Origin of the sequence: Halovenus carboxidivorans, assembly GCF_009831575.1 — an archaeon.
GTDB classification, from domain to species: Archaea; Halobacteriota; Halobacteria; order Halobacteriales; family Haloarculaceae; genus Halovenus; species Halovenus carboxidivorans.
This window is the reverse complement of the sequence record NZ_WUUT01000004.1, coordinates 342,379-364,794: the sequence shown is the minus strand read 5'-3', so window position 1 is coordinate 364,794 and position 22,416 is coordinate 342,379. Positions and strand designations below refer to the sequence as shown.

At 46.4% G+C, this 22,416-nt stretch carries 19 protein-coding genes; 3 read left to right on the top strand and 16 right to left on the bottom strand.

The annotated features are described in order from the left end of the window. Positions 1–1,091, top strand: a 1,091-nt coding sequence (locus tag GRX03_RS12390) for a Cdc6/Cdc18 family protein (RefSeq protein WP_233739939.1), incomplete at its 5' end; no start/stop codon positions are given. Here GRX03_RS12390 and GRX03_RS12385 read toward each other — a convergent pair. Then, positions 1,077–1,469, bottom strand: a complete 393-nt coding sequence (locus GRX03_RS12385; protein WP_159764509.1) for a hypothetical protein — start codon at positions 1,467–1,469, stop codon at positions 1,077–1,079. The genes GRX03_RS12390 and GRX03_RS12385 overlap by 15 nt on opposite strands. 33 nt (positions 1,470–1,502) lie before the next feature. Next, positions 1,503–1,646: a hypothetical protein gene (locus GRX03_RS12380; RefSeq protein ID WP_159764508.1), complete on the bottom strand. Its 144-nt coding sequence runs from the start codon at positions 1,644–1,646 to the stop codon at positions 1,503–1,505. 165 nt (positions 1,647–1,811) lie between these two features. On the opposite strand from GRX03_RS12380, the gene GRX03_RS12375 reads away from it, so the two are divergent. Then, a complete protein-coding gene (locus GRX03_RS12375) occupies positions 1,812–3,524 on the top strand; it encodes a hypothetical protein (protein WP_159764507.1) in 1,713 nt (570 codons plus the stop codon). A gap of 174 nt (positions 3,525–3,698) precedes the next feature. On the opposite strand, the gene GRX03_RS12370 is transcribed toward GRX03_RS12375, so the two are convergent. From GRX03_RS12370 to GRX03_RS12305, 14 genes are all read right to left on the bottom strand, one after another. Further along, complete coding sequence (locus GRX03_RS12370; RefSeq protein WP_159764506.1) at positions 3,699–4,934, bottom strand: tyrosine-type recombinase/integrase; 1,236 nt, start codon at positions 4,932–4,934, stop codon at positions 3,699–3,701. 302 nt (positions 4,935–5,236) lie between these two features. Further along, positions 5,237–5,686 (bottom strand): hypothetical protein, encoded by a 450-nt coding sequence (locus GRX03_RS12365; protein WP_159764505.1) that lies wholly within the window; start codon positions 5,684–5,686, stop codon positions 5,237–5,239. Beyond that, positions 5,683–7,392 carry a hypothetical protein gene (locus GRX03_RS12360; protein WP_159764504.1) on the bottom strand — a complete coding sequence of 570 codons (1,710 nt, stop codon included), beginning with the start codon at positions 7,390–7,392 and terminating at the stop codon, positions 5,683–5,685. Before GRX03_RS12360 ends, GRX03_RS12365 begins: the two co-directional genes overlap by 4 nt. Next, the gene (locus GRX03_RS12355) at positions 7,382–7,918 is read right to left on the bottom strand and encodes a hypothetical protein (protein ID WP_159764503.1); all 537 of its coding nucleotides are present in this window, start codon (positions 7,916–7,918) and stop codon (positions 7,382–7,384) included. The genes GRX03_RS12360 and GRX03_RS12355 overlap by 11 nt, the downstream gene beginning before the upstream one ends. Positions 7,919–8,034: 116 nt before the next feature. Beyond that, positions 8,035–9,999, bottom strand: a complete 1,965-nt coding sequence (locus GRX03_RS12350; protein ID WP_233739938.1) for an ATP-binding protein — start codon at positions 9,997–9,999, stop codon at positions 8,035–8,037. A 92-nt stretch (positions 10,000–10,091) separates the two neighbouring features. Beyond that, on the bottom strand, positions 10,092–11,870 hold the full coding sequence (locus GRX03_RS12345; protein ID WP_159764502.1) for a DUF2254 family protein: 1,779 nt from the start codon (positions 11,868–11,870) through the stop codon (positions 10,092–10,094). Positions 11,871–11,952: 82 nt separating this feature from the next. Beyond that, entirely contained in the window at positions 11,953–12,435 is a 483-nt protein-coding gene (locus GRX03_RS12340) for a hypothetical protein (RefSeq protein ID WP_159764501.1), read from the bottom strand. Further along, entirely contained in the window at positions 12,398–12,697 is a 300-nt protein-coding gene (locus GRX03_RS12335) for a hypothetical protein (RefSeq protein ID WP_159764500.1), read from the bottom strand. Before GRX03_RS12335 ends, GRX03_RS12340 begins: the two co-directional genes overlap by 38 nt. Positions 12,698–12,839: 142 nt before the next feature. Next, entirely contained in the window at positions 12,840–13,373 is a 534-nt protein-coding gene (locus tag GRX03_RS12330; RefSeq protein ID WP_159764499.1) for a hypothetical protein, read from the bottom strand. Between the two features lie 16 nt (positions 13,374–13,389). After that, positions 13,390–17,784: a PKD domain-containing protein gene (locus GRX03_RS12325; RefSeq protein WP_159764498.1), complete on the bottom strand. Its 4,395-nt coding sequence runs from the start codon at positions 17,782–17,784 to the stop codon at positions 13,390–13,392. Between the two features lie 212 nt (positions 17,785–17,996). Continuing rightward, entirely contained in the window at positions 17,997–18,947 is a 951-nt protein-coding gene (locus GRX03_RS12320) for a DUF932 domain-containing protein (protein ID WP_233739937.1), read from the bottom strand. Positions 18,948–19,047: 100 nt separating this feature from the next. Next, on the bottom strand, positions 19,048–20,805 hold the full coding sequence (locus GRX03_RS12315; RefSeq protein ID WP_159764497.1) for a hypothetical protein: 1,758 nt from the start codon (positions 20,803–20,805) through the stop codon (positions 19,048–19,050). Beyond that, the gene (locus GRX03_RS12310) at positions 20,766–21,260 is read right to left on the bottom strand and encodes a hypothetical protein (protein ID WP_159764496.1); all 495 of its coding nucleotides are present in this window, start codon (positions 21,258–21,260) and stop codon (positions 20,766–20,768) included. Before GRX03_RS12310 ends, GRX03_RS12315 begins: the two co-directional genes overlap by 40 nt. Before the next feature lie 44 nt (positions 21,261–21,304). After that, positions 21,305–21,823, bottom strand: coding sequence for a hypothetical protein (locus GRX03_RS12305; protein ID WP_159764495.1), 519 nt, complete (start codon positions 21,821–21,823; stop codon positions 21,305–21,307). Between the two features lie 208 nt (positions 21,824–22,031). Here GRX03_RS12305 and GRX03_RS12300 point away from each other — a divergent pair, with 208 nt between their 5' ends. Next, a complete protein-coding gene (locus tag GRX03_RS12300; RefSeq protein WP_159764494.1) occupies positions 22,032–22,415 on the top strand; it encodes a pilin in 384 nt (127 codons plus the stop codon). Position 22,416: the final 1 nt, after the last annotated feature.

Sequence of the window (22,416 nt, the reverse complement as noted above, 5' to 3'; positions counted from 1 at the left end):
CAGAATTAGGTTGGGCAGATTTATCAAATGAAACCCGGCTCAACTCAGCCGGTGTAACTACCGTCCTCAAAAGAGTATCCTGTATGACCGTAATCGAAGACGAAACACCACTCAAACAAGAATACATTCCGGAGGAAATCGTAGGCAAAAAGCAGGAGGAAAAGTTTCTCTCAGAGAATCTGGAGCACAGAAACCTGCATATCCACGGTCCACGAGGAACAGGAAAAACTCATCTCGTAAGAAAAGCATTGGATGAATCCGAAGCAAGGACTTGCTACATCTCCGGTTTGAAACACAGGACACAGTACAAGGCTCTGCAAGAAATTCTATCACAGCTAACCCGAGATGAAGTCAGCTCAGGCTACCACACATCCGAACTCCAGAGAAAGATCGAAGAACACACAGAAGTCATGGACATCGTCGTTGTCCTAGATGAACTCGACTTCCTCTTATTGAATGACGGTGAAGACCTGCTCTACTTCCTCTCACGGCTACCAAACCGGCCGAAAATCACGGCGATAACCTCGAACGCAGAAAATCTCCAAGAACAACTGGAGCCACGAACATACAGTTCGCTGCAACCACGGAGAATCCAGTTCGAACCGTACACCGGCGAACAGATTTACGAAATACTTGCAGACAGAGCCTCGAAAAGCCTGGCAAAAAAATCAGTCCACAGAAACGCAGTAACCTACATAGCACCATCAACTCAAAACGCGGAGATTGCCCTGACGTGGTTGAAAACCGCTGCAAAGAATACAGAAAACGCGGTGACGGAAGAACTCGTAAAAGAACTTCGGCACAACGCGTTTGAGGCCTACACTGCGGGTAAACTCGAACATCTTTCACAACACCACGAACTCCTATACCATGCTGTAGAGGACTTAGCAGAAGAGGACGAGGCCGTGAATGCTGGAGAGGTCTACCAACGATACCAGTCAGTAGCAAGTGAGGAAGACGTCAGCGTGCTTTCTGATCGTAGAATCAGCGACTTCCTGAAACAACTCGAAAAACTTGGCTTGATCAACGCAGACTACCACTACGGCGGAAAGAAGGGGAAAACGCGAGAGATACAACTAAATAGATTGTAGTAACCGAGTGATATCTTCTTCCTCCAGTTCTTCGAGTTCCCGCAGCATTTCTCTCCTCTCTTTCTCCAGTTCCTGTTTATCTCTCCAGTGCCGTACTCTTTCCTCCCGCAATTCGTTGTAAAACTCGTTTACCTTCTGTTTTAATTCGTCAACGTCTCCCGTCAGTTTGTAGGCTTTCTCCAACCTGTCCAAGTACCAGTCCAGTTTAGACTGTAGATCTTCTTGATGCTCCTCAAAAATAGCCTCACGCTCCTCCAACTGCCGCTCAATCCTCTCTAATTCCGTCTCTAACCTCTGCTCCTGCTTCCTCTGAGACTGCCTTAGAAACTCCTCAACATCAAACCCAAAATCCTGTCCTCCGTATTCGAAGTACTCCATGACATAATAACAAGAAAAGAAGGGAAAAATCGGCTATTCCTCACCCGGCTTCCATTCCCTGTATTCCCTTGCCTTCTCTCTATAGAACTTCGGCAGCTCCTCGACTTCCTCCTCACTCCAAGACTCAACCTCTTCTAAGAGTTCTTCAGCTTCCTTGAATTCAGAAGATTTGATCACAGACAAGTTAGTGGTGAATAAGTTTGTGAAGAATACTATCCGCCGTATTTCTCATGAAGGATTTTGATACCGGGTGAAATGGTGGCCGAAAAGGTTGGAATAAGCACAAGAACAAAAATAAAAGTGTTATAACCAATTGATTAATAACAAGGCTGATTCAAGACGATGAGTAAGACTAGAGGCGCTGACAAAAAGAATCAATCCAAAACACAAGCACGTTTCTCTAGAAGAAATATTTTGGCAACAAGTATCGCAGCTGTAGCAGGCACTGCCGGATGTCTAAACAGCGGCGAAGCGGATAACGATGATAACAATAATTCGGAAGGACAGGATGAAGCCGACATACCTGAGGTTTCTACCACAGAGATAGAATTCGTAGACAGCAATGGAGAATCTATCAACAACTTAGCACAGGTCAAAGTCAGAACAGACCAAGAAGTGGATCCAGAAAACCTGAGTGGGACAGTACAGGTAGAAACACTCGACAATCAGATCCCACTTGAATTCACTGAAACACGAGAAGGAAGATACGTCAGCCAAGAATTGGAGATCCAGGCAGAGACGACAGTTACCGCAGAACTCCAGCCAGGAAACCAGATCGATGGCGACCAAGGAGATCTCCAATCTTCTACAGAGTACCAGTTAACACAAGGTACATCGGTTCAGCAAACAGACTCTGCGCCGGGGATCATAGAAGCAAGGCTCGAACCAGACAACAGTACTGCTGGAAGCCTGGAAAACCTGGCAGCAGAAGAACTCGAAGCAACAGCCCAAGTAAACGGGCAAACACAAAATATTACTCTACACCCAGAATACACAGAAAACGAAAACGGCGAACAAGAATTCAACGGATACACCGCCCTAGTCAACGTAGTCCAAAATGGGAAAATAAGAGAAGATGTAGAAATACAGATTGGGGAAATAGACGAACTAGAAGGTTTCAGGCTTGAAGACGGTAAACTAACTCTTACTGGGGAACAAGCACAGAAATCAATAGATTCAGAAGAATTTATCTCAGCCGAAGAAGCATATGAAGAAACCTACAGCGACGGAGCACCAATCAGTGAAGACGACCTAGACCAATACCAGAACGGAGAAATCCAAGACTTCGGAGAACTACTCAAAGAAATAAACGCAAAAGCACCAACATTCGGCGACGCCAACCAGGAAGACAAAGCAACAGAAGTCTACAAACAAGTCGGTCACAACCTCCTAGACCTAGACAGAGACCAATACAGAGTAATCAAAAGAAGCGCCACATCAGGAGTAGACTACTTTACAGTATTCTACAGAAAAGACACGAGTGAAGACTGGAACAAAGCACTAGGAAGAGGAAGAAACTACGAAGAAGCAGACACAACCATCCTACTACCTGAAATGGAGACAGAAGACCTGACAAACTCCGTACTATCCAACCTCCACGGACTCCACAACAGAGAAGATCCAACCAATGCCTCATCAATAGACTTCCAACAAGTAACCGACATATTCAGCGAATTTGGCGTGAAACAGGAGTACAGTGAAGACGAATGGTCGAGCAGACTAGAGAACCTAGATGAGTACAATGATTTATTGATTCCTGGTGGAGGAGAGATTGGATATACTGCTGATGTCAGAGGACACATGCAGGACCTGATTAATCCCAGAGGCGGCGATGTAGGAGCAGAACTTGAACTAGTAGAAGCAGCATCAGAATACTTCCACAACGCTGTACCAGAAGACCAGTTCATGCAGATAGACATAGACACAGAGGGAGAAGGCGAAGGAGAAAAATTAATAGAAACTGGAACTGGGGAGGCATTCTACGCCACAACTGTAAACCAGGAAACCCATGAAGAAAACTTCATGGCGCTCTACGATCCTGATGTAGCATCCTAATCCAAACATCCGAAGGTTTCCTGACTGCTTCCGGTTTAATCGGCAAGAATTCTTCCCGTTGCCCCAACCTAACGCCCTCATTCATACCAATCTGCTCGACATCGTCTTCGACAGCTCCCGCCATTGTTGATCTGCTATACTTCTGTGTCGATATTTCGGATTAGCTCGCAGTATTCATTCCTCCGTCAATTCCTCTATCTTTCCTAGGACACCGTTTTCCTCAAGTTCTGCCAATCGTTCCAAGACTTCTTGTTTGTCTTGTCTGCTCGTTTCCTGTTCTAAGCTCATTGGTCGGCCGCAGTTCCGGCATTCTGTGTGCGTTGACTGATTTTCTGTTCCACAGAACGGGCAGTCTTGACTCTGATTTTGTTCTTCCCCACTGCTGAGGCCGTACTCTTCTCTGATCGCCTTGTTGACGTCGTCGTTATTCAGGTGGACGTAGACCTTTGCTCGATCTGATCCAGGTTTCCAGCCCGCAAACTTATTCAATTGCTCGTAGCCCATGAACGTCGCAACCTCGGTCAAACGCGTATGCCGAAGATTGTATGGCGTCCGCTTATTCTCAGGTATATCCGCTCGTTCACAGGCCTTCTTGAACCGTCGTCTGAATCCATCGTAATTCATCCGGTCCGAACGGTCGGGCTCGTAGTTGCAGGAATCGTCGTGGTGATGGGGAATCTTTCCACAGTTCTTACAGGCTTGTTGCTCTGCTTTCACCCAGAGAGGTGCGTTCGGATCGTCGATATCACCCGGTTCTCCGCCCAGTGGATGCGAAGCGATCCATTCTCTCAGTGGGCGTCCTGAGCGGACGAGTTGATTCGTCCTGTCCGGCGTACCTTTCGCTCCCTCCAGGTAGATGAAGTCACCTTTCTCGTTGGTTGTGAAGTCGGCTATATTCCGGGAAAGCAGTTCGCCGGGACGAGCCGCAGACTCGTAGAGGACGTAAGTAAATGCTCGGTCACGGGTATTGGCGAAGTTCCTGAGTAGCTGCTTCAGTTCATCGTCGGTGAACAGGTCTTCTCGGGAGACAGAGGTTGGCTTGCTGCTCTTGTGGACAGAGAAGAACTGAATTTTCTCAGGAGCCTGTCCTCGATTCTCGACCGTGTAAAACTTCTTAATCGCACACCGGAACTTGTGCTTCGTAGCCTCGGCGTAGTCACTCCGGTTAAGATCCGCGACAAGAGTCTTGAGCTCTTGTTCAGAGGCACCGCGTATTTGGAAATCTTCCGGTGCAAACTTGTTGAGCACCGTCTTCCAGGCATAGATGTGGCGTTGCTGCTGGCTTTCACCTATCCCTTCTGCCGCGGCGTGGTTAATCAGGTCACGTACTGCTTCGAAGTTTTCCTCCGAGACCTCATTTTCCAGATTTTGAAGGGCTTTGGATACATCGATGTATTCGGTTGTGGTCATACTCGTGGTTCACGAAAGTTAGAGGGAAGGAAGGAGTGGAGAGACCTGGATTCAGTTGATGTCTGGTCCTTTGAATACGGGATTCACTTGGCCGGGTAGATCGTTCCTCGGCCTTCTTTTGCACCCTGTCTCACTTGATGTCCATTGAACCGTCCGTAGCTTGGACTCTCTGTCCCCGCTAAGAACGTTTCATAGGTCTCTAATCAGTTACTTTCCTCATCTCCTTCCTTCGTTTGGGTTTCAATAAGTATTGAGTAATAATGTATTTTTAAATTTTTGTCAAATAGATACTTCGGTTCTGGCTATACGTCGGTTTGGTATGGTTCTTCTTTGGCTTCCTGTACGTCCTCATCTTGTTCTATTTCTGATCCGGACCGATCTTTATTTTGTTCTGCAACAGATCTCAATGCTTCCCGTCGCTGCTCAAACCCATCACGCATCTTCGATAGGCCCTTACTCAAGCCTCTTGCAAACCGTCGGCCTTTGGGTGTTATCCTGAATCGGTGAGGCTCTTCATCTTCATCCACTTCAGCCATGTCTAAATCCTCATAAGATTGCATTCGGCTGGAGAATCCAGGATCCAGCGGCCCGTGTTCTTCTCGTCTAAATTTCCAGTCCTCGGATTCAGAGTCGGAATTTTTGTACTGGTAAAGTGACTTGTGGAACTTGAGACGTCCCTCAACTTCTCCATCAAAGTCATCAAGCATCATTAGGCGCGGATGGAAAACTTCATCTTCGTTACTATCGCTCATACGAAATCACCCAGTGTGGTCTGGAGAGGCTCACGTTCCAAGACTTCGACGTTCTCAAACCATGCCTCAAGCGAATCATCGGATGTCGTCGCAATCAATTGCTTATCCAATCCTGTAAGGTACTCTAATGCGGCTTCCTTATTTTCCTCTTCCTGGAGATTGGAGAATGGCTCATCCAGTACGATTGTATCCCAGTCGATGACCTCGTTTTCGGTAGCGAACTGGCTTAATGTGCTTACAAAAGAGATATTTAAGAGATGCAGCTCGGATCCACTCAGATTGCCCCCTCGGTCATACTCCCTTAGATTGTTTCTTCCTGGGAACTGGATTCGGCCCTCTTCATTTATATCAATCTCCAGTTCCAAATTTGAGTTCATCTCATTGTAAGCTTCTTCCCACGCATCGCTGAACTCCTGTATACCTGCCTCAAGACTTTCTTCAGTTAATTCATCTACCATTCCAGATGCTGATTCGAGCGCATCGGAATATGCTTCCAGCCGTTCCTCCGCTCGTTCTTTCCGTTCACTTAGCTCTTCCTGCTTTGCGCGTGACTCACTCAGACTCTCAGAAATGTTCTCTAATTCATCCTGTGTATGTCGTTGTACTGCCTCGATATCGTGGCTGTGGTTGTCTAACCGCCTCTTTATAAATCCGTCTAGTTCTCCGATTTCAGGCTGTTCCTCTCGGAGCTGTTCTATATCATCTGTGACTTCTTGCCGTTGATCTCGAAGTTCCTCGATCTCCGCTTCTAAATCCTCTATAAGATCATCAGAGCGTTCTATCTGCTCTTCGATACTGTTTCTCAGTTCCTTCAGAGAGTGTTTGCGACCGCAGTACGGACAATTGCCAGTATCTATCCTATTCTTTGCTTTCTCAGTGGTGATCCTCCGGTCGCAGGTCGGACAGACAAAGTCATTGACCGCTTCCGCGATGATCTCTTTTACCTCCGAATCATAGTTTTCTTGTTTCCCCTTCTTTCGATGAAGTTTCCGTAGCCGCTTTCGGATTCCCTCCTTCTCCCTGAATAGCTGGTCAAGCTTCTTTTCTAATTCCTGGTTTCGCTGTAACTGTTCACTGATCTCTTGAAGTTCACCAGTACTTATTTTCTCCTGAATATTCTCATATTTCTCTTGCTGAGATTCGAGGTCGTCTATCGTTCTTTCTACTTCTTGAAGGTCCTCTGAGACACGCCGTTTCTCATCCCTGGTTTCAACAACCAACTGCTCCAACTGGTCCTCCGCACGCTCGAATCTTTCTATGCGCTGTCTCAGGTCCTCGTTTGTGACGGTTCTAATCAGAGAAATTCGTTTATTTCGACTCAACTTGTCCAATGGCATTTTCCCGAGGTGGGAGTGGACAAAGTGAGAGCTGATAAGAGGTGTATCGCCGATTTTTTCTCTGAACGTATCAGATGCTTCTTTACCGGTTACTGTTTCCTCGCCATCTTCATACTCTGCTTCTGGGTTCCCTCGGAAGAATCTTGTTCCATCTGTAAACCCTAGTTCAACCTCGTTCTGGCGGCCAGTAGCCAGGTCAATCGTATTACTGGCTCCGAGAAGATTGTATAGTATTGCGTTAAATGTTAGTGTTTTGCCAGTTCTACTTCCGCCCTGAAACAGAAGTGATCCTCCAGTTATATTTTCGACTGTTTTTCCTCGATGTTCGCCGTTGGCGAACTTCTCGATATCGACGGAATCAATCTTCATTATTTGTTTCATACAGTTTCATCGAACTTTTAACTACTTGTCGGAGGTCACGATAGCTGCGGTAACTAAACAGATAAATTACCAAAATCGCACCGACAATTGAGAGTAGTGTACCCACGATCCCTAAGAAAAGATACGATACAAATGGCAATGAAACCGCGATCAACAGCCCTGATAGAACCGTAACAAGATGCTTGTGCGCTTTCTGATCCATCTCATCAATTGAATTTTGAATCTCGGAATCAGCATCCCAGTAAAACTCATCACTCCCTGTCCGCCCATCGATTGTATTGAATGTCTCCTCTATCACCTCCCCGGCGAATACCTCCATCAATGCATCATTAAATACAGTCGCCAAGAATACGACAACGGCAGGCGGTATCACAGCTGCAATTAGAACAATAAACCGCTCAGACTGGATCAGCAATATAGATTGCATCTGCAACACATACAGGACAGTAGCAGAGTAGAGGTAGAGAAACAAGGCACCCCATCCACTATCCAAAATACGGTTTAGAGTCGACATAATACACAATATCAAAACAAACTGTTACCAAACTTGTCCTTCAGAACAATCCAATATCGATTATATAGCTAGTTTCAATGGTTCCAAAATCACAGGACTGCACAGAGCACGGAAAATCACCGGTTTAAAAACTCCCGAAGCAGTCGAAATACCACTTGATCGGGATTTAAGCCCTGTTCTTGCATTCTCTGCTTCAGTCCTTCCTGAATTTCTTTGTTTCTGGAGGCGATCCACACGATGAAGTCTTTCTCCAGGTGTTTCTCTACGTGTTTGATTTCTCTTGGATTGTCACCCATCGCTACTTCGACGGCTAGCTCCGTGTTTCCCATGTTGACGTATACATCTGCATCGAACTTTTCCAAGAAGGCGTGCCAACCCGCCTCTTCGAATGCATCTCTAATGAACTGCTGCCAGTACCTGTGAACGATCCCGCCTCTCCCTTCGTGTTCTGGATCTAGGTCGGTGTTTTGTTCGACGTGGTCTCGGCCTTTCTCCGTAAGTTGCAGGAGCTTCCTGTTTTCGCTGTTCTTGACTTTTCTCTCTATTACGACTCCTTGGTCGACGAGTTTGTTCTTTGCCTTGTTTCCTTTGTAACTACTGGAGAACTCTTGGTAGCGGTCGGTAAGTGGCTTGAACGGGTTCTCAATGACGTCTTTGAGTAACCGGTCTGCTTCGTTTGAGAGGTCTACTTCGGTTGGATCCTCGGGTATCTCTCTGTCGGGGACTTCTTCGCTTCTACCCGGGGCTATCTTGTCGTCGAAGCTCTGCGTAGTTTTCCGAGGCTCATAGGAGAGTTGTTCCCATCTGTTTCGCTGTCTCTTTTCGAGTTTTCTGTCAGTGACTTCTTTCTCTAATTGGTAGTTAGTGAGTTTGACTGGGACCGGGCCACGGCTTCCGACCTGGATGATAGCTTCCCCTGTATCGAGTTCCTGAGCGAACTCCGCCTGCCTCTCAGACAGATTCATCGCCTCAGTCATTGCCTGAAACTGCTTCCTTCCTGCCGTAGGAAGCAAAACCTTGGTGTACGTGTTAGCCTTGATCGAATCCGTCAGCTTGGAAGCCTCCTGATCTGCAACGACCAGTCCTTCTCCAAACTCCCGCATCTTCGCCGTCAACTCATCAATCTCAGGGATACCAGAAGCATCCTGCCTTTCCTTATAGACTGAGAAAATGCGTTTCCCCTCGTCGAGGAAGAACACATGGTTGAGGCCTTCACCTCTCTGGTTCTGAGCCAAGCGGTACTCGTAGACATAAGCGAATAGGATCTCCATCAAAAAGTTCTGAACATCACGGGAAAGGCCGTCAAACTCAAAGACAACATCTTCCTGCAGCAGTTCCTCCACGGAGTAACCCTGGCTGCAATCAAAAACAGTGCCGGCAACCAAGTTCATCGACTCAAGCCTATTCAACAACGTGTCGCGGTAGTCCGCCTGCTTCCTGACAAAATTGATCCCATCCTTCTTGACCAAGAGCTCCAGTTCATGGAGACTAGGGAAAGGCGGCGAGTTCCGGTTAAAGAGATTGTACAGCCGGTAGAGCTCGATAATCTTCTTCATCAAATAATTCTTAGAACCTGAGAGAAGCGCCGTAGCATGACCAAACACCTCAGCAAAAACCTGAGCCCACCTACGCGGCGGCACATTTTCCGGCGGCTTCAAAGGATTAAACCTGAATTCCGTCCAAGGAAGCACAAGAATGTCCTCGACGTGACGATAGTCCTGCTTCAAATCAAACGCCCAGAACGGCCTATCGATCTCATCCATCAAACTGTAGAAAAGAGTAGTCTTTCCAGAACCTGACTGACCGACCGCCAAGAGATGCTTACTTAAGTCCTCCTGAGACAGACAGAACAGACTCTGTTGGAAATTTTCACCGACTCTAATTTCTCCGAACGTGGCTTCCTGGTCGAAAGGATACTTCCAATGCCGAACAGACTTACCTAAGACAGCCTTCACCGCAGACCTCTGCACAGACTTATTGCCAGACAAGCCAGCAGCTAACACCAGCTTCCGGACCTCAGGATCATCTAAGATACCATTCTGCTTCGCCACGCTTAGAAGATTCTCAATTCGCCGGCTCATACGGATCAAGTTGAAGAGCTGGATTCCCTAGAAAAAGAGGAGAGGCCTGAATTCTGTTGCCCTCCTTGGACTCTCTCAATCTAATGAGAGTACTATTCGTTCAAAGACTCACAACGGTCGTTGGCTCTTTTTTGAATGCTTTCCACTATCTCTTCAAACTTGAGGATAGTATTCACAGGTGGGAAATCCTGTATTCTTAACTGGTTCTGATAGTACTCCTGCCGTCTTTCCTCCATCTCACCGGCACCCAGTGGCTCCGGTTTCTCTTTCTTATAATCATATCTGAGTATCCGCTCAAATGCTTGATCAACAATCTCACGATTGCCCTCGTGCATTACACGTCCTATGCAAGAGTCCCAAGAGATACCTTTCTGATCTAACTCCAATTTGGAAAAGAGAGTAACTTCAATCAAGGCTTGACAGAGAGTAACTGCGTAGTCTTCAGCTGGCGACTCCGAAGCCTCGATACACACTTTCTTCCAGGCCTTCTTCAGGTTGCCTTCAGCAATTGGATAGCGCCCTTCTTCGTTAACATATCGAAGAAAAGCCCCAGTAGTTGCAAATAACGCCTTCCTCCATGCGTAAACCGAATTTACCCCTTCTCGGTTTGGGGCGTCATCCGGAACATGCTCATACTGCCACTCCATCTCTACCTGAGCAATATCATCACCATAGTGATCCAAGAGTACTTCATGAGATTGCCCCATATACCGGTAAAGGTCTGTCATCGAATATGTATACCATCCCACATCACTAACTTTCCAGAGCTGACGTGAAACGCCAGTCTCAATCGAAGATAAGATACTCCAAACTACGCCCGGCCTCGGCTTCTCCGATGCATCAAGCAAAAGCTTCCCTAGGTGCTCCCAAGCAACATTACTGGAGATAAGGGAACCTGTCTCAACTGGTGCATCTCTGATAATACCTGATATCCCAAACTGAGCCTGTTGTGAAACGATATCGTCCGAAATATCAAGCCCATCATTACCAAGATTGTATTGCAGCTCCACAGCAGTACTAACAACCTGATTCTCATCTTTCTCTTCGGCGTGCAGTGAAATATCGTGGAGATGCTCCTTGAAAACCGGATCAAACAACTCCCTCAAGACCTGCCTTTCTTCTTCTGAGAAGATTTCTCGTTCTTTCAATTCGAATAGCGTATTTTCGACAATATCCCCGTATTCCTGTAGACCTTTTTCAGCAGTAACTCGTTCATCGCTGGAGAGAGCGTTCATAGTCAGATTGTATAGTGGATGCATAGGGTGCGCCGTCTCAGAATCATTCTCAACCGACTCCTTCACTTCTTTTAGATACCGGTCCGTGGACATCCCGGAAACAAAGGCATCAATAGCACCGTCCGGAGTGCTCTGCTTGATAGCAGTTTTTACGAAAACAAACAGCGCAATTACGGTAGTCAAACCAAGGCCAGACGCAACCCCAATTCCAGCGGTGTACATGCGGTACGAGGTCTCTGGAACTATTAACAGTAGACATAGGTCAACTGCGATAGATAAGACGAACAGACCGAACGTGTAGATGAAAATCGGAGAGTCTGTAAACAGCGAGATCATCCTCGGAGAGTATCGTGTTGCTATCAGCTGAATTCCAATCACTGTCACCGAAAACACGATTGCAAGGATACCTGCTTGAGCACCAGCTAACGCGCTGAGGAATAGACGTGTATTCTCCGGCACTGTCTCAATACCAGAGAGATAGCCAGCAATAAAGCCTACAGAGGGAACTAAGATAGTAATCAAGACGAGGGTGTAAAGAATACCTCCTAGAAGGCGCTGGATATCATCGATGAGAGAATTCACGGGTTTACAGCCCCATCTTTCTTTTGTATCATACCATTCTACTACCTCATTCATTCCCGAATTTTAAGCCGTTTGTGTGAAATATTACTGAATTACATATTAGCTGGTTCCACCATTGCTCCTGGTAAAAACAGAACTACCAGTCTGTGAGACCGCTTTGTTCCGTCAACACCTCCGTAGCCTCCTCGACTTTCCTGTTTCCTGATTTTCTCAGTACCATGCTGGTGTATTGTTCTTTGCCGTGGAGGTCGGCCAGGTTTTCCAGGTACTGTTCTGCTTCTTGAACGGTGCCGAAGAATGGATCGACGAGTTCATCTCCTGATTCGGTGTGGTAGACTACTCCGTTTTCTCCGCTCCAGTAGTACTGAGTCCGGCTTCCTCCGTCCGTCACCAACTCCTCGGCCTCTTCCTCCAAGGCTTGGTCAATCGCTTTCTTGTAATGTGCTTCTGGAAAATAGTTCTCCAGTTCGTAGCGGAGAGGCCCGGAGAAACTGGTTCCTCCGGTTAGGTTCAACCAGGACGGCTTATCCTCTTCCACATACCGTTTTTCATCGGTGTATTCCTCTAAGAGTTCGTCGACATCAGTGATCGGTGAGATCACCCTGGTATCCTTCGTCAAGAACCGCCTCTAACTCGGTTTCATAGACGCCGACGATATCCTCTAGTTCTCCGCCATCCGGGAACAATGGTCCTTCATCGTCTGTATCTAGGTCTGTGCGGTATGCGCCAGCTTTTTCCAGTTGTTCTTGGCTGAAGTAGCCGTACTCCCACTGTCCGTAGGTGTTCGGAGATTTTACGCGTCCAAAGTAGATGTCGTCCTCTTCTTTGTCGTATGCCTCCCACTCCCAGTCAGGCAGGAATGCTGCCTCCCAGGAAGCCAAGGGCTCCTCTTCGTCGAAGTCTGTAATTGCGGGTTCACCTCGTATCCCCCTATTATCAGAACGAATCTGTAGTAGGATGCTACACGCCGTGTTTCTAATGAGAATAAGATATTTGGAAGAGAAACTGAATTATGTAGTCGGGTTAGCCTAATACTCCATTCCCCTCATGTACTAGTTGTTTTAGTTCATTGCAGTCATCTCTTATAGATTTGAGGAGGCTTTCATCGGTATCCAGACCTTTTTCTTCACATTCTTCGAGAAACCTTTCTACCGTAGTGTAAACCTCTTCGCAGTACTCGTCAATCAGGACTGGACACCCTGTAGCTGTCTCTGGGCTGGGAAGATCATCGTCATAATCAGTTTTCCCCCACTGTCTCAGTGCAACCCTTATATGACTCCGGTTTAACGGCTCGTGAATTATCTTGAGTATCGTCGATTCGATCTCCGAAGATGTCTCCTCGTACACATCTAACTTACCTTTCTTAATATCTAAACAGACGTTGAGAAGGAAATACAGATCTCTGTGAATATAGAAACCAATGAAGCCTTGTTTTTCACTCGATTCAAAATCTATGTCTGTGATTGTGATTTGCCCGATATCTATTCTGATCGAACCGGCGAGCTGAGACTGATGCACCGGATCATTAACTATATACTTGACCTCTACACCACTCATATCAAGAGTTAGCGATTCACTCTTTAATATACATCGTCTGTATCATCCCAGTGTTGGGATTGCGGATTAATCTTACTGGACGGCGTATGTTATATCTTGACAACACAGTACTGTCTTCGATTACTAATCTTTGGGCATCATTTGAATTAATTTGCTTACCATGCCTCCCAAATTCCTTGGCAAGTTCTTGCATTTCATGTGGCCCCATTGATGAAGGGAAAGAATCGTATTGTGACGTGACTGATCCAGGGTTCGCATAATCAGGAACCCTGAAATCGGTGTTTGTTGGATTTGCGTGTTTAGCAACTATATGTTTCCACCCTGGACCAGTTTTGAGGATTTCGTCTAGTTTATTGCCTTTAAACTTATTTGTTCTTGGCATCCAAATAACGTTACCCTCACGTTTGAAACCAAACGACACGTCTACCAACTTTAAGCGTTCATCTAATTTGTTTGAGAGCTGTCTACTTGCTTCTTCGAGATTGTTCGATATTTTCGTAATTGATGCGGCGTCCAATCCTTTTTCTGAGAGTCGAAGAGCCTCTTGCGGCTTATTTCCTTGCGTTATGAGTCTGTTAACCTGACTTTCAGAGAATCCGCTGCTTTTGAGGGCAGATATTGCTTCAGCCGTGTTCTTATAATTATCACTTTGCCTTGATATTTGTACCAGAGCGTCATCATCTAGTCCTTTATCAAGCAGGTCATTTTCCGAGAGTCTGATGATTGTGTCGCCGTCTAGATCCTCAGCAAGCCGACGGATCTGTTCTGGTGAGGCACCAGATTTTGCCAAGGTTTCGGCCTGATCGTCGCTGATCCCATCTATCTTCTTGAATTCGGCTTTCCGGCTGTTCACCACTTCATCTAATTTGGTTTTAAGTTTGGACTTCAGATTTGGCCTGTTTATTTTCGCAATAACATCTTCTACTTTATTACGTGGTAGTTTGCTTGAGAGTTTCTTAGTTACTTCACGCGCTTTTCCAGGGTACTTCTTCAGGTACTGAGTGGTGATGTGGGCCGCATCTGAGATATCTTCCGCTGTATCAAGAGTGAGACTTCCACCAAGTACCGCTGCTCCGCTCCCTGTGGTAAGGGGTTCAGGAACTGCGACTCCAGCAGCCCCTGCAATTGTACCTGCGCTTCCTCCTGTACTGATCGCTGCTCCTCCGCAATCAAGCGCATTAGTACCTAAATCATCATTAACTGCTAAAACGCAGTCCCTAAGGTCTGCTGCTGCATCGGCGACTGGGACGACACTTCCTCCCAGCCAACCAGCGAAATATGCGGGATCTCCTGCGCCTGCAATATCCTCCTGTAATCCGACCTCGCCATAGATAGCTCCTCTAGCAGTTACAGACAGCTGCTCTACAAAGAGATCAGACGTTATGATCTTATAGGCTATAACGGTGCTGGGACTATGCTCCGAAAAAAAGACATCTCTAGTAAACGCTGCCGGATAATCATACTGTTCTATTATTTCCTGAACATCAACGAACTCGTCGGAACTGGCATTATCGACTCCTTTGTCTTTTTCAGACGGATCTTGGGCCTGATTACTTTCCACCAAGACAATTTCTCCAGTGTCTTGAACCTGATCTGCCCTGACCTCTACAGTCTTTTCTGCATCTTGAAAGTCTGAGTGAGTGATCTGAATCACATGAGCCCCGGACTGGATATTATTGATTTCAAAGTAACCTTTAGAATCAGTTTTAACTGAAATCTTAGACTTCAGGTTGATAGTAGCATCCTCAATTCCGTCTCCAGAGTTAGACACTACTCTCCCCTGGATACTGCCGGTGGATGAGTCGACACTGATAGCCTCTGCGTGCCTGTTATTGGATTCGTCTCCTTCCTGAACCCTATTAGAGGGATCAACTCGGGCGACCACATTTTCGACTGACTCTGCGGCAGTCCATGATCTGCTGTTGATCTTAACGTTCCGCGTCTCGCCTGCATCTAAGGAAATGCCACTAAGGCCGAACTCCTCTGAGCCCGCAGTTAACTCCATGCCGGTAGCTGGTACATCAACTTCCCCATGATTTGTGATAGATACAGTAAAGTCAACCTGATCTCCGGACTCTGGATTTGAAGGGGACCAAGAGATATCTTCTATGACCAGGTCTGGTTTTTCTGATTCTACTTGAACAAACCATTGAACAGAATCTTGATTCCCGTTTCCGTCAGTAACTACTGCCCTGATACTATGACTTCCTGCCTCAGAAAACGTGTAGTCCAAGCTTGCAGTTTCTGAGGATCCATCTAGCATTTCAGGATTTCCGCCCAAACTATCTCTGTACTTACCGTCAATATACCATCGGACCTGTTTTAAATCGGAGTCCGGATCTGAGAAAGCAGCCCTAAACCGTTGTTCACTATCTTGAGAAACCTCCAAATCAGAATCTGTTGGTGAAATACGCTGTACAGATGGGGCTCTATCTAGGCTCTCAACTTCGACAGTCCATGTCGTAGCAACAGAAGTAGTACCGTCGCTAACTTCCACTCGAACGTTATAATCTCCAGGCTCAGAGAAGGTGTGGAAGTAACTATTTCCGGTTCCAGCCTTCATACGGTTGTTTGCATTGATATCTGTAATGGACCATGAGTAGTCGAGGAAGTTATTATCCTGATCTGTGGCAGATACAGCAAAGCCAATTTCGTCCCCTTCAGTTATTTCAAGCGCTGAATCACTTGGACTTCTATTCGTTATTCTAGGTGGATGTGTTTGAGGCTGGATATCGTAGCTAATTTCATCAACATCTAGAATATCTCTATTTTCGGTTTTTAGCAATACTGAGACCTGCCAGGGGCTAGCTTGGTTACTTGGAACTGTCTCTTTTCCTGAAATAGAGAGTTCATCCCTGCCACGCGATACTTCTTTATACGCTAATCGGCCTTCGCCGTTCGATTCAAGTATAATCACACCGTCAACTCCGGAGAGCTGGTAATCCAACTCAATATCATAAGAATAGGTTTCTCCGGCATTGAGAGTACTCTCGGCTTCTGGAGTCGAAATGCCACCATGGATGTCTACCGATCCTTTGATCCTATCAGTACGGAATTCTCTTACTTCACCAGTGTTGCTTCCTGCATTCGAGCTTGCAACTGCCCGCAACTCGTATTCTGTATCCGGTTCAAGTCCTTCTATACGGATTGAGAAATCAGACTCTTCGTCCAGTTCTCTTGCTTCGGATGTTTTCCATTCTACCGCACCTTGTTTTCGATATCTGAATAGAACTGTTGAGTGACTTTCACTGCCGAGACTATCTAATCTTCCCTCCAAGATGGTTGACGATGCTGATAAGTCTCTCACGCCGACCGTAGAAACTTCCGGACCTACCTCTGGTTGCTCAACGGCGACAGTCCATGAAACAGAGTCCATATTCCCATTTGAATCATAAACCGTGGCTCTGACATTGTGCTGCCCAGATTCAGCGAAGGTGTACTCTGTCCAAGTTGTATGTGATGACTGAGGTATACTATTTGGATTATTGGGCAGATCATTCCTGAACTCTCCATTGATATACCACCTGATCTTGTCAAGATCAGAATCGGGATCAGATGCCCTAATCTCAAATCTTCTGGTATTGTCCTTTTCAACCGTGAAACCAGAGTCGTGCGGTGAAACGCGTTCAATAGATGGATCACGGTCTTGATTCTGTCTACTTACTTCTAACGTCCAGACATAGTCTATATGGTTAGATCCATCTGTTATATCCACTCTGATGTTGTAATCTCCAGGACTCTCGAAAGAACGAGTGATGCTACTACCCAGACCGGAGCCAATTTCAGAGTATCCACTTTCCTTCGCTAAATTATTCACATACCACGTATAGGAAAGACTGCCTCCGTCCGGATCAGATGCATCTACACTAAAACTAACTGAATCATCAACTGTTGTTTCATATGCTTTTTCGGGACTGGCGTCTGCTATTGTAGGTGGATTGCCCTCTGAATCAACCTGATAGTATTCACTGTCTCCTCCAAAACCACTTTGAGCTTCTAAAGTCCCTGAAATACCAAATCTGTCCCCTTTTGTTGCTTCTGGGACTCTTTGGTTGACTGTTACTGTAACAGTGTCGTAATCCCCCGATCCAGTAACACTTTTTTCTGCGAACTTGCCATCAGCGTTTGTAAAGTAGAGCTTTAGTGTCCCTTCTTCTCCTTCTGGGAGTTGATAACCGACTACCACCTCGAAGTTGTATACCTTACCTGCTTCTAACCTTTCGGAGAGTACAGGTGACGTATCGTCTGAGTCAATAAGAAAATCTACATCTGTATTTGTAGCGGTTGCAGCAGACGTAGCACCAACGAACAGTGCCGGGACAATTATTGATGTCGTAATAATCACCGACAGAAAAACTGCAAAAGCCTGTTTTACCACTTTTCTATCCCGGATTCCCAACCTTCTGAGCATGATCAGATTACGTCTTTCGACGATACTGTCCCTATTATAGGTGGAAGGCAATAGTGTTAAGGAAAAGCATCATATAAGCGACTATAATACTCTATCTATTGAGTTTACTGTCTATTTACTAAGACTGAAAAATAAAATTGACGAGTACTGTTTACAGTTTTTAACTGTACTCACCGAGTAAAGTGCCTAATACTCGATCAATAAAGACAGGTCTACAGTTCACGGGCATTCCTCAGCTCTCGGAGTGATTCAATTTCACCATCCCAATACGGTTCCACATCGTCTCCTTCGATTAGTTGCAGGCTTCGCCTGCTGACAGCCTGACTTCCGACTTTATTTCCTTCCGGAACTTCGGAGTTCCCGTTTTCAAGCAGGTTGGATAATGCTTCGAAGCCCTGATCGAGGTCGTAATCCGGTATACCGTCCGTGTAGTGCGTCAATGCACGTGTACCTGCATTATACGTCTCGTACAGCGTCGGAGAATCAGGATCATCTACCTCACTCTGCAACGCGTTAATCAGGTCAGGAACAGGCTGTTCTAAGTATTGATCAATTCCCGTATCCATCAAAACCAATAGTGCCTCATCCCTGTTCACCAACTCTTGTTCTTGGGCCTTTTCCAGGCGATCCTCAACGACTTCAGGACTTTCTACGACAGCGTCGACGGCATTGTAAGCTAATCCGGGTTGGAACGGTTCGCCGTGAGTCTGCTGGAAATGCAGATCGGAAACAAATGCCATCATTCCGTTGCTGCATACCTGTCTCTCCGCCCCGATATCATACTTCAACGCATGAAACCCTGAGTGCCCGCTCTGCACCTTCAAACCCAAGTCGATAGGATCGTCCTCACTCGGATAGATCTCCTCATCGAAATTCAATGAGGCACTCATCTTATGCGCTGTAGGAGAAACGGTTACTCTGCCGGACGGATCCAAGCCATGGCTTCCAGCAGCATCACCAACCGTCTCCAGAATATCTCCATACTGGATGATGTTGTAGAAGTCAGTTGATGAAGATACTACACCAGTTGTACGTCCATCATCAGTCCACAAACTATCTCGGTACGGCACCTCCTCCCACTCATCTTCCCCGATGTGGTGTGCGTAGACATCTTGACGCTCCACATCCGGCAGTATTTCGGCGGTTTCGTAAAGCTCGTCCAAACCATCGAAAACATAGGTCTCACCTTGAATTATGAATCACCTCTACCGAAATACGGGAAAGGAACTGAGTAGTGGATGATCAGACACCAAGTTTCAGATGCTACTCTCCACCGCCTCTCAAACGGCTCTTCCGCTCATCAATTCCTGGATGTGCCTGTGAGTGTGCGAATGAACCGAAAAATAGGCCGAAATGTTCTTGCCAGCGTGTCGGGCCGTCATTCCCTGAACCTCCACTTTTACCGATCATTTTAGCTTTGTTGAGGGCGGAGACAATCTCGTCTTCGCCCACTTTCTCCTTAGCGTATTGATCGGCCTGAAATTCTCTCTCCCGAAAGTTCAGGAGAGCATAGAGAACATTCTGCCCGGTAAACAATAGGATCGATAAGAAAGGCAGATAAAAGAACAAAACGCCCTCTCTGGCCTGGATGTGCTTTTCCTCATGGGCAACGATAGCCTCTAACTCTCTTTTTCCGAAATGGTCACTCTCTATGAACTTTGATGGAATGAAAATGTAGTCATTGAAGCCTGTTGAGAGAGCAGCTGGACTATCTTTCACATCTCCAATCTGATAGACCTTAGCTGAAGTGTCAAAGTCATACTCAACGGGTGAGGCAGCCCTGAATAAACTAATCTTCTCCTTAGCCCAAGTCACCGTCTGATACATGAGCCCGACCGCAAAATACAGAATAGGAGTCGTCGCATAGAATGCAATAATCGCGAGGAGGGGCATTTCAAACGGATTGAATAGTAGCTTCTGATAAAAGTAGAAGATAGAGAGGACTAGAGCCAGCATCAGGTAAGAACCGAGGATCACCAAAATGAACCAGAATGCTCTGGGTTTTTTATCTGTTTCAACTCGGTGATCTTGCTGTATGTTCCTTATTGCTTCAACGACACGGTTGCCAGAGATGTTCTTCGAGAACCGTTCCAAATAAGACTGAGTTAGAAGAAGAATTCCAACACCCGCCAGCATCACGCCGAAGAAGCCAAAATACACGGAAAAAGCAAGGAAGAATCCTGGAATAACAACTGCGGTAATGACTGCAATCAGGTACTCGCCGGTTAATACCGGAATTACGAAATCGAGCTTCCTAGATTCGTTATTTCGTAATCCTACCGCACCGAGAAAGCAATCCACCACCGACCTTCCAACTTCGTTGAATCTTCCCATTGAGCCGTCGAATTTGTCTTCAGCGAACAACAGCCAGTACAGCAAGAAATAACAGAGAAGTGCTCCCGAAATCAGCAAGACAAATGATTTTAGTATGTAACCGAGGCTGCCTAAAACTGAGGCGAGAAATACTATTATCCGCTGTGTGAAATACTGTGAATCTCGTGTAAGCGGATCGGACTTCTTTCTCAGTTCTGGAAGTAAGCTCTCAATAGAAGCTGGCACCGAGTTGGCAATGAGATAAATCATCACCGATATTAGAAAAATACCTAGACCACTCATCGTTGCGGCAAATCCTATTGAATCCATCTTAGCGAAGTTCAGCAGACCACCTGGCGTTATCACCGCACCTACTGAAAAAAGGGTGAAGGCCGCAGCAAAACCGAGAACGGAGGCAAGAACCAGGTAGTACCACTTTCTATCGACGTAACACTCCTCAGTTAGTACATAGACATCTTCTTTGTCAATTCTCCATTTGTACTTGAGGTCAAAACCTTCAGTGCTGGATGTGCCTGTAAGTGAGGATCCCTCAAACTCAATGTCCGTGTCTTCACTGATTTTTCTGAGCTCTGAGCGAATCCCGTCCCTGTCTAGTCCGGTAATTTCTGTCTGAGACCTATTTAACAGAATAAACGAGGACATCGTGTTTAGAAGAACTTCGGAACCTGGTCTAACGCACCGTCCCACACGTCTGAGTCAGAAAATCGCTTATCGAACTGCTCTTCTGTTAGAATGTAACACGACTCCTTCGTTCCTGAGATCATACCGCTGTGATATACGAAGTGAAGGAAGCCATCTTTCGGCAAGTCTAACTTTTCCATCACATCATTTGTGATGCTGGTCCCTTCAATTCCTGCATCATCATCGTAGAACGGTTTTGGCACTGTAAGACCATACTTGCTGTCTCCCTCAGTAAATCTTGTAGATGCTCCGCTGTACTCATAATCCTCTTTTTCGAGGTGGTTATGGGTTATAATCAGTGTCCTCGAAGCATCGTTGAAATACCAATCGACGCTGTGTCCCAATCTGAGTATTTCTTCGTCGCGGAAGATCCGATCCGGGACTCTGACATATCTGCCGTCACCGTCTTTCTTCATCATAGAGATTCCAGCGTGGTACCATTCTAGTTCTTCCTCCGTCATTGGGAGAAAGGAATAGACGGGTAGGTCTTAATCGTTTCCCGTAACTATCTGTGTTCTTCTAAAACGCTGAGAACATCGTCATTGACCTGCTGGATCTCTTGTGAAATATCGGTAGCGACGTACAGGCTTTCCTCAAGGGTGTCTTCGTCGTAATCCAATGGAACTTCCAACTGTATAATGTGTAGTGGATCCGTCTGATTTTTACTCAAGTATTCGGCGTCATGATCTGCTACGATTGACTGGTACGTTTCCTGAATCTCCTCCCCAAATGAATCTTCGTATGGATCCTGTCTTTGTGTACCGTCTAATGGTTGTTGCATACTGCCACTAGCTGATAAGACCGGTTCGTAAGAGTGTGGAACAGTCAGACGCAAGGTTGCATCAGTCTCGTTATGATCAATGTATACTTCATTATGATTGAAATCTGCTGCACTCTCTACTATTTCATCTTTTGCATCAGTAATATCGGAGAAATGCCAGTCTGGGTGGTCCTCGAACTGGTCCAATAGGTTTCGGAAATGTGTTCTGCCGTAATCGTCGGGGTTCACGTCTTCAGGATGCATAGTGATTCTATACTTACTGCTGAATGACAACTTTTTTATAATTGATTGCTATGCCACCCACCCACATACACGCTAACAGTGTTCTAGGCGTAGTGGACCTGGCTAACGGGTGAAGAATCTTCACCCAAGGGAAGAAACACCCCCTCCCGGTCAATTTCTTACAGTATTATACCCCAGTAATTATCCTGCCCTTCCAAGTCCAGGCTGCATGCTGGACAGGATCCAACCTGGAACGGCACGGCGCATCGTTCGGCTAATCAAACCTACCGCTATCCCGTTCTGGATAGCACTCCCACTACTGCAAAGTTCAATGGGCTGCCAGCCACCGGAGAGCCTGCAGCCGTTGCTGTCGCTGATTGACTCGTTTACCACGCTGGCATTTCTCGCAGGTGTCAGTCTCGGTGTCCTCGGGTTTTCAGTCAGCGGTGTGATGTACATGATTCCTGGTGAGGACTGGACTAGAACCGGGAAGAAGCTAGTTCGACACGTCTTCGTCGGTGTTGTTCTCCTACTGGCAGCACCGATGATTGTTGACTACCTGGTTGCCTCACTCGGCGGGGATGCATTCTGCACCGGTTCGGAGGGGGAATAAG

Bases quoted from the DNA above. Each gene is read 5' to 3' on its own strand.
- GRX03_RS12385 (WP_159764509.1), bottom strand. From the start codon at position 1,469: ATGGAGTACTTCGAATACGGAGGACAGGATTTTGGGTTTGATGTTGAG.
- GRX03_RS12375 (WP_159764507.1), top strand. From the start codon at position 1,812: ATGAGTAAGACTAGAGGCGCTGACAAAAAGAATCAATCCAAAACACAA.
- GRX03_RS12370 (WP_159764506.1), bottom strand. From the start codon at position 4,934: ATGACCACAACCGAATACATCGATGTATCCAAAGCCCTTCAAAATCTG.
- GRX03_RS12365 (WP_159764505.1), bottom strand. From the start codon at position 5,686: ATGAGCGATAGTAACGAAGATGAAGTTTTCCATCCGCGCCTAATGATG.
- GRX03_RS12360 (WP_159764504.1), bottom strand. From the start codon at position 7,392: ATGAAGATTGATTCCGTCGATATCGAGAAGTTCGCCAACGGCGAACAT.
- GRX03_RS12355 (WP_159764503.1), bottom strand. From the start codon at position 7,918: ATGTCGACTCTAAACCGTATTTTGGATAGTGGATGGGGTGCCTTGTTT.
- GRX03_RS12350 (WP_233739938.1), bottom strand. From the start codon at position 9,999: ATGAGCCGGCGAATTGAGAATCTTCTAAGCGTGGCGAAGCAGAATGGT.
- GRX03_RS12345 (WP_159764502.1), bottom strand. From the start codon at position 11,870: ATGAATGAGGTAGTAGAATGGTATGATACAAAAGAAAGATGGGGCTGT.
- GRX03_RS12330 (WP_159764499.1), bottom strand. From the start codon at position 13,373: ATGAGTGGTGTAGAGGTCAAGTATATAGTTAATGATCCGGTGCATCAG.
- GRX03_RS12325 (WP_159764498.1), bottom strand. From the start codon at position 17,784: ATGCTCAGAAGGTTGGGAATCCGGGATAGAAAAGTGGTAAAACAGGCT.
- GRX03_RS12310 (WP_159764496.1), bottom strand. From the start codon at position 21,260: ATGACGGAGGAAGAACTAGAATGGTACCACGCTGGAATCTCTATGATG.
- GRX03_RS12305 (WP_159764495.1), bottom strand. From the start codon at position 21,823: ATGCATCCTGAAGACGTGAACCCCGACGATTACGGCAGAACACATTTC.
- GRX03_RS12300 (WP_159764494.1), top strand. From the start codon at position 22,032: ATGCTGGACAGGATCCAACCTGGAACGGCACGGCGCATCGTTCGGCTA.